3 protein-coding genes are annotated in these 6607 nt (G+C 76.6%); 1 reads left to right on the forward strand and 2 read right to left on the reverse strand.

Annotated elements, in window-relative coordinates; all coding sequences use genetic code 11:
• Positions 1-8 precede the first annotated feature (8 nt).
• Entirely contained in the window at positions 9-3953 is a 3945-nt protein-coding gene (gene eccCa, locus ACW0Q9_RS06560) for a type VII secretion protein EccCa (RefSeq protein WP_456179032.1), read from the reverse strand.
• 100 nt (positions 3954-4053) lie between these two features.
• Between eccCa and eccD the strand changes: the two genes are divergently transcribed.
• Entirely contained in the window at positions 4054-5460 is a 1407-nt protein-coding gene (gene eccD / locus ACW0Q9_RS06565; RefSeq protein WP_456179033.1) for a type VII secretion integral membrane protein EccD, read from the forward strand.
• Between the two features lie 63 nt (positions 5461-5523).
• On the opposite strand, the gene ACW0Q9_RS06570 is transcribed toward eccD, so the two are convergent.
• Positions 5524-6030: an inorganic diphosphatase gene (locus tag ACW0Q9_RS06570; protein ID WP_091266984.1), complete on the reverse strand. Its 507-nt coding sequence runs from the start codon at positions 6028-6030 to the stop codon at positions 5524-5526.
• Positions 6031-6607: the final 577 nt, after the last annotated feature.

Raw genomic sequence — 6607 nt, forward strand, 5'->3', positions numbered from 1 at the left:
GAGGCCGGTCACCCGGGCGGGAGATGGGCCAGCTGGACCAGGCGCACGCCCTCCCGCCGGGTGACCAGGCGGCCACGGCCCGGTGGCAGTGGGCCGGCCTTCACCTGACCGACGAGCGGACCCTCCTCCGGGCCGCCCGACATCACCAGCCCGGCCGTGGACAGCTCCCGCAACCGCTGGATGATCGGCTCGAACGAGGTCCGGCCCGCGCCTCCGGAGCGGCGGGCCAGCACCAGGTGCAGGCCGACGTCCCGCGCGTGCGGCAGGTGCTCCTCCAGCGCCCGCAACGGGTTGGTCGGCCCGCCGGCCACCAGGTCGTAGTCGTCCACCAGCACGAACAGCTCCGGCCCGGTCCACCACGACCGCGTACGCAGCTCGGCCGGGGTGACCTGCGGCCCGGGCAGCCGCCCCTGGAGGTAGCCGGCCGCCGACTCGACCAGCTCGGTGGTGTGCGGTGCGGCGGTCCCGTACCCGATGAGGTGGGCCGTCTCGATGGCGCCCATCAGGCTGCGCCGGTAGTCGACCAGGATCACCCGGGCCTGCTCCGGGGTGAACCGGCGGACGATCGAGGTGGCCAGCGCGCGCAGGAACGAGGACTTGCCGCACTCGGCGTCGCCGAAGACCACGAAGTTCGGCTCGGCCGCGAAGTCCAGCACCACCGGGCGCAGGTCCGCCTCGGCCACCCCGATGGGGAAGGCCAGCCCGGTTGTCGCGGCCTGGTCCAGCTCGGCGTAGGGGAGCACCGGCGGGAGCAGCCGCACCGGGGGAGCGACCGGTCCGGACCAGGCTCCGGCGACGGCCTTGACCAGGTCCCCGGTCTCGGCGCCGAGGCCGGCGACCCGGGGCGCGGCGGCGAGGAAGTGCAGCCCGCCCGCGGTGATCCCGCGCCCCGGTCGCTCCTCGGGCACGGTCGCCGCGAGGGCGCGCTTCACCACCACCGAGTCGGCCGGGTCGCCGAGGCGCAGCTCCAGCCGGGAGCCGAAGAGGTCCCGGATCGCCGGCCGGAAGTCCGACCAGCGCAGCGCGCTCGCCACCACGTGCACCCCGTACGCCAGGCCCCGGGTGGCCAGCTCGGTGACCAGCGGCTCCAGGTCCTCGTACTCGCCGCGCAGGGTGTTCCAGCCGTCGATCACCAGGAACACGTCGCCGAACGGGTCGGTGCCGGCCGGCGCCGCGGCCCGCCGCCGGCGCCAGGCCGCCATCGACTCCACGCCCGCCTCGGCGAACCGCCGCTCCCGCTCCCCGAGCAGGGTGGCGATCTCGCCGACGGTCCGGCGGACCGCGGTGTCGTCGGCCCGGCCGCTCACCCCGCCGACGTGCGGCAGGTCGCGCAGCGCGCCGAGCGCCCCGCCGCCGAAGTCGAGGCAGTAGACCTGCACCTCGGCCGGGGTGTGGGTGAGCGCCAGCGCGCAGACCAGGGTGCGCAGCAGGGTGGACCGGCCGCTGCGCGTGGTGCCGACCACGGCGACGTGCCCGGCCGCTCCGTCCAGCGCCAGCCAGAACAGGTCACGGCGCTGCTCGAACGGCTTGTCCACCACGGCCACCGGCACCTGGAGGGCGCCGTGCAGCTCCGGGTTGCCCACGGTGAGCCCGCGGGCCGGGTCCGCACCGACCGGGCCGAGCAGCTCGTCGAGACAGGGTGACTCGTCGAGCGGGGGCAGCCAGACCTGGTGCGCGGGTGGGCCCTGCCCGGCGAGCCGCCCCACCAGCAGGTCGAGCAGGGTCTCGCCGGTCTCCTCCTCGGCCGGGAGGGCGGCCGGGGTGGCCGGCTCCGGCGCCGGCACCAGGTGGGTGGAGAAGGCGAGCAGCCGGGGGCTGCCGGCGCCGGCCGCGCCCGCCGGGCCGCCGCGCCGGCGTACCGCCCCGGAGACGTACGCGGCCTTGAACCGGACCAGCGGGTCGGTGCCCGAGCGCAGGTAGCCGTGCCCCGGGCTGCGCGGCAGCTCGTGCGCGTCCGGCACGCCGAGCACCGTCCGGGACTCCAGCGCCGAGAAGGTGCGCAACCCGATCCGGTACGACAGGTGGGTGTCCAGCCCGCGCAGCCGGCCCTCCTCGAGCCGCTGCGAGGCGAGCAGCAGGTGCACGCCGAGCGACCGGCCCAGCCGGCCGATCTGCACGAAGAGGTCGATGAAGTCGGGCTTGGCGGAGAGCAGCTCGGAGAACTCGTCGCAGACGAGCAGCAGCGAGGGCAGCGGGGCGAGCGGCGTGCCGGCCGCCCGGGCCCGCTCGTAGTCGCGTATCCCGGCGAAGTTGCCGGCCCGGCGCAGCAGCTCCTGCCGGCGCATCAGCTCGCCGTTGATCGCGTCGACCATCCGGTCGACCAGCGGCAGCGCGTCGGCCAGGTTGGTGATCACCGCGGCGGTGTGCGGCAGCCGTTCGAACGGCGCGAAGGTGGCCCCGCCCTTGAAGTCGACAAGCACGAAGTTGAGCTGCTCGGAGCTGTGCGTGGCGGCCAGCCCGAGCACCAGCGTGCGGAGCAGCTCGGACTTGCCCGAGCCGGTGGCGCCGATGAGCAGCCCGTGCGGGCCCATCCCGTCCTGCGCCGACTCCTTGAGGTCCAGCTCGATGGCGCCGCCGTCGGCGCCCACCCCGATCGGCACCCGCAGCCGGTCGCGGGCCGCCCGGGGGGCCCAGCCCTGCTCGGCGGCGAAGTTCTCCGGGTCGCCGAGGCCGAGCAGCTCGGGCAGGCCCGGCTCGGCGCCGGGCGGGGCGTCCGGCCCGCGTACCGTGCCGGCCAGCCGCAGCGGGGCGAGCCGGCGGGCCACCGCCTCGGCGTCGGCCGGCTCCAGCGCGTCGGCGACGCCCACCTCGGCGTGCCCCTCGGCGGAGCGCGAGTGCAGCCGGCCGTCGACCAGGTCGAGCAGGAGGGCGTACCGGTCGAGCAGGCGGGGCGGCGGGGTGTCCAGGTCGAGCACGGTGACCGCGTCGATCCCACCGTCGCCGGCCAGGTCGGTGGCACCGGTCAGGTCGCCGCCGTCGAGCACCACCAGCACGTGCGGCCCGTCGGTCGCCGGACCGGCCGGGCTGAACCGGGACCGGCTGGCCAGCACGTCGTCGAGGAGCCGCTCCAGCTCGGCGGCGGAGCTGGTGACCAGCCGGACCGGGCCGAGCGCGTCGGTGCGGGCGGGGTGGTGGGCGTGCGGCAGCCACTTGACCCACTCCCACCGCGCCCGGCGTTCCGGCCCGGCGCAGACCGCGATCAGCAGCTCGTCGGGGGCGTGGAAGACGGCGAGCTGGGTGAGCACGGCCCGGGCCAGCGCCTGGGCGGCCGGCGAGCCCGCGCCGCGGACGTCGCCCGCCGGGCCGCGCACGAATACCCGCGCGAAGCTGCGCAGCGAGAGCGCCACCGGCAGGTTCGGCACCACCGAGTACGCGTCCAGGAAGCGCCGCAGCGCCCCCGCGGTCATCGGCTCCAGCTCGTCCAGCGGCCGGGTGGTCGGCGGGACCAGCGGGGTGGCCAGCGTCTGCGGCCCGACCCCGACGCGGACCACGGCGAAGTCCGGGTCGCCGGGCCGGCGCTCCCACACCCGGTGGCTGTCCACCGTCGACCAGAGCCGTCCCGGATCGGGGTGCCGGTAGTAGAGCCCGGCCCGCTGCGCCCCCGCGGTCTCCCGGACCCGGCGGCGCAGCGCGGCGAGGTGCCGCAGGTACTCCCGGCGGGCGGCCATCATCTCCGACTTCTTCGGGCCGGCGCTGCCCCAGGAGGTCACCAGCATCGCCACCGAGGAGAGCCCGAACATGCCGCCCACCACGTACGAGTAGGCCCCGCCGCCCCGTCCGAACATCATCGCCATGGCCACCGTCCCACCGAGCATCGGCAGCACCATCAGCGCCTGCTGCCAGCGCCCACCGGCCACCGGGGGGATCTCCGGCGGCGGCTCGACCGGCAGCTCACCGGCCGGGATCTCCGGTGCCGGGCGGCGCGGCGGCCGCTTGATGACGACAGTGGACACTCGGCCTCCCCATTGCTCTCGGTAACCCGAGCCTGGCTCATCGTAGGTAAAGTCCACTCGTCCGTCAGCCACCGTTCCCGCTCGATATGGAGAGACATCGATGACAAGCGGGCTGGCCCGGGTCACGATCAGCGCCCCCCGGCGGCGGGTCGACGTGGCCCTGCCGGAGCAGGTCCCCCTCGCCGAGCTGCTGCCCGAGGTGCTCCGGCACGCCGGGGAGGGGCTGGCCGACGACGGCGAACGGCACGGCGGCTGGGTGCTGCGGCGGATCGACGGCGCGGTGCTGGCCACCGCGCAGGCGCTGCTGCCCCAGGGTGTCCGCGACGGCGAGGTGCTGCACCTCGTCCCGGCCCGCGCCGAGTGGCCCGAACTGGAGTACGACGACGTGGTCGAGGCGATCGCCGACGGGGCGCGCCGCCGGGGCGCCGCCTGGTCAGCCGGTGCCACCCGGGCCGCCGCCCTGGCCGGGGCGGGCGTGCCGCTGGCCGTCGGGCTGCTCGCCGTGCTGGCCGCCGGCCCGGGGCCGGGCAGCGGCTGGCCGGTCGCCGCCGCGGTGGCCCTGCTCCTGGTGCTCGCCGCGACCGCTGCCTCCCGGGCCTACGGGGACGGCCCGGTCGGCGCCACCCTCGGCGGGTACGCACTGCCCTGGGCCGCCGCGGCCGGCGCCCTGGTGGTCGGCTCCGGCGACCCGGTCGGCCCGCTCGGGTGGCTTGCGCCGCTGCGCTGGGTCGGCGCGCCCGAACTGCTCGCCGGCTCGGTGGCGCTGCTGCTGGTGTCGGTGCTCGGCCTGCTCGGCGTGGCCAGCCGGTCCCGGGTCTTCCTGGCCGGCGCGACCACCGGCGCGGCCGGCGCGGGGGCCGGCTTCGGCGCGCTGTTCCTCGACCCGGCCGGCACCGCCGCCGTGCTGCTCTGCGCGCTGGTCTTCGCGCTGGGCGGGCTGCCGCTGCTGGCCATCCGGCTCGGCAAGGTGCCGCTGCCGCCGATCACCCTGCCCGCTCCGGCCGGCGGCCCGCCCGGCGTCCGTGACCTGCCCGACCGGGGCCGGGTGCACGCGGCCGTGGCCCGCACCGAGGAGATGCTGACCGGGATGCTGCTCGGGCACGCGCTGCTGGCCGTCGCGGCCACCGCGGTGCTCGTCACCACCGGCGGGGTCGCCGGCCGGCTGCTGGTGGCGGTCGGCTGCGGGGTGCTGCTGCTGCGCTCCCGGCTCTTCGTGGCGGTCCGGCACCGGGTGCCCGCCGTCGCCGCCGGGCTGGCCGGGTACGCCCTGCTCGGCGCGGTGCTCGCCGGCCGGGCCGGCCCGGCGGGCCGGTTGGCGCTGACCGTGGGCGGCCTGGTCCTGGCCCTGGTGGCCGTCGCGGCCGGCGCCACGTACGCCCGGCGGCCGGTCTCCCCGTACCTCGGTCGGCTGGCCGACCTGACCGACACCGCGCTGGTGGTCGCCGTGGTCCCGGTGGCCTGCGCGGTGCTCGACCTCTACGACCGGGCCCGCGGCCTGCTCGGCTGACCGGCACGCACGAGGGCCCGGGTCGCTCGGTGGAGCGGCCCGGGCCCGTCGGCGCGGATCAGGTCAGTGCAGGGTCTCGCCGCGCTCGGCGGCCTCCTTGGCGCGCTGGTACGACGCCACGATCTCGGCCTCGGCCTCGGTGCGGCCCACCCAGGTGGCGCCCTCGACCGACTTGCCCGGCTCCAGATCCTTGTAGACCTCGAAGAAGTGCTGGATCTCCAGCCGGTCGAACTCGCCCAGGTGGTGGATGTCCCGCAGGTGCTCCTGGCGCGGGTCCTCGTAGGGCACGCAGAGGACCTTGTCGTCGCCGCCCTTCTCGTCGGTCATGCGGAACATGCCGATGGTGCGGCAGCGGATCAGGCAGCCCGGGAAGGTGGGCTCGGGCACCAGCACCAGCGCGTCCAGCGGGTCGCCGTCCTCGCCCAGGGTGCCCTCGATGAAGCCGTAGTCGGCCGGGTACTGCGTGGAGGTGAAGAGGGTGCGGTCCAGCCGGATCCGGCCGGTCGCGTGGTCCACCTCGTACTTGTTGCGGTGACCCTTGGGGATCTCAACCGTGACGTCGAAATCCATCTCGCACGCTCCCTCGTTTGCCCACGCTGGCTAACGGAAACCAGTGGCGCCGCCCACCGGACGGGGTGAACGCCCCCCGCCGGCTCCGGCCGCCGCATAGTGTTCGGACCGAAGTAGTGTCACCCAAGGCGCTTTTGAGCGGGGGAGGAGGGGGTCGTGGGGAGGGAAGATTCACACTACCGCCCCGGAGGGCTTGACGGGCGCGGGTCCGCAGGTTCCGGTTCCGGCGGGGCCACCGGCCGCGTCTCGGTCCCCGGCACCAACCCCGCCCACGGCCCCGGGCCGGCCGTCGGGTCCGCCCAGGTAGGCCGCGCCAACCCCGGGGAGTACGGCCGTCCGGGGCCCCCGGACCACGGCCGCGCCGCGCCCAACGAGTACGGCCACGCCGCGCCGCGCGAGTACGGCCACCCCGGGCCACGGGAGTACGGACATGCCGCGCCGCGGGAGTACGGACATGCCGGGCCACGGGAGTACGGACACGCCGGGCCGGGGGAATACGGTCACGCCGACCCCCGGCAGTACGGCCACCCCGACCCGCGGGACCGGGGCGCGGGCCCGGCCGCACCGGTGAGCTGGC

This window comes from Micromonospora sp. I033 (genome assembly GCF_053890995.1).

Coding starts and splice junctions, on each gene's coding strand:
- ACW0Q9_RS06570 (WP_091266984.1), bottom strand. CDS start 6,030: ATGGATTTCGACGTCACGGTTGAGATCCCCAAGGGTCACCGCAACAAG.
- eccD (WP_456179033.1), top strand. CDS start 4,054: ATGACAAGCGGGCTGGCCCGGGTCACGATCAGCGCCCCCCGGCGGCGG.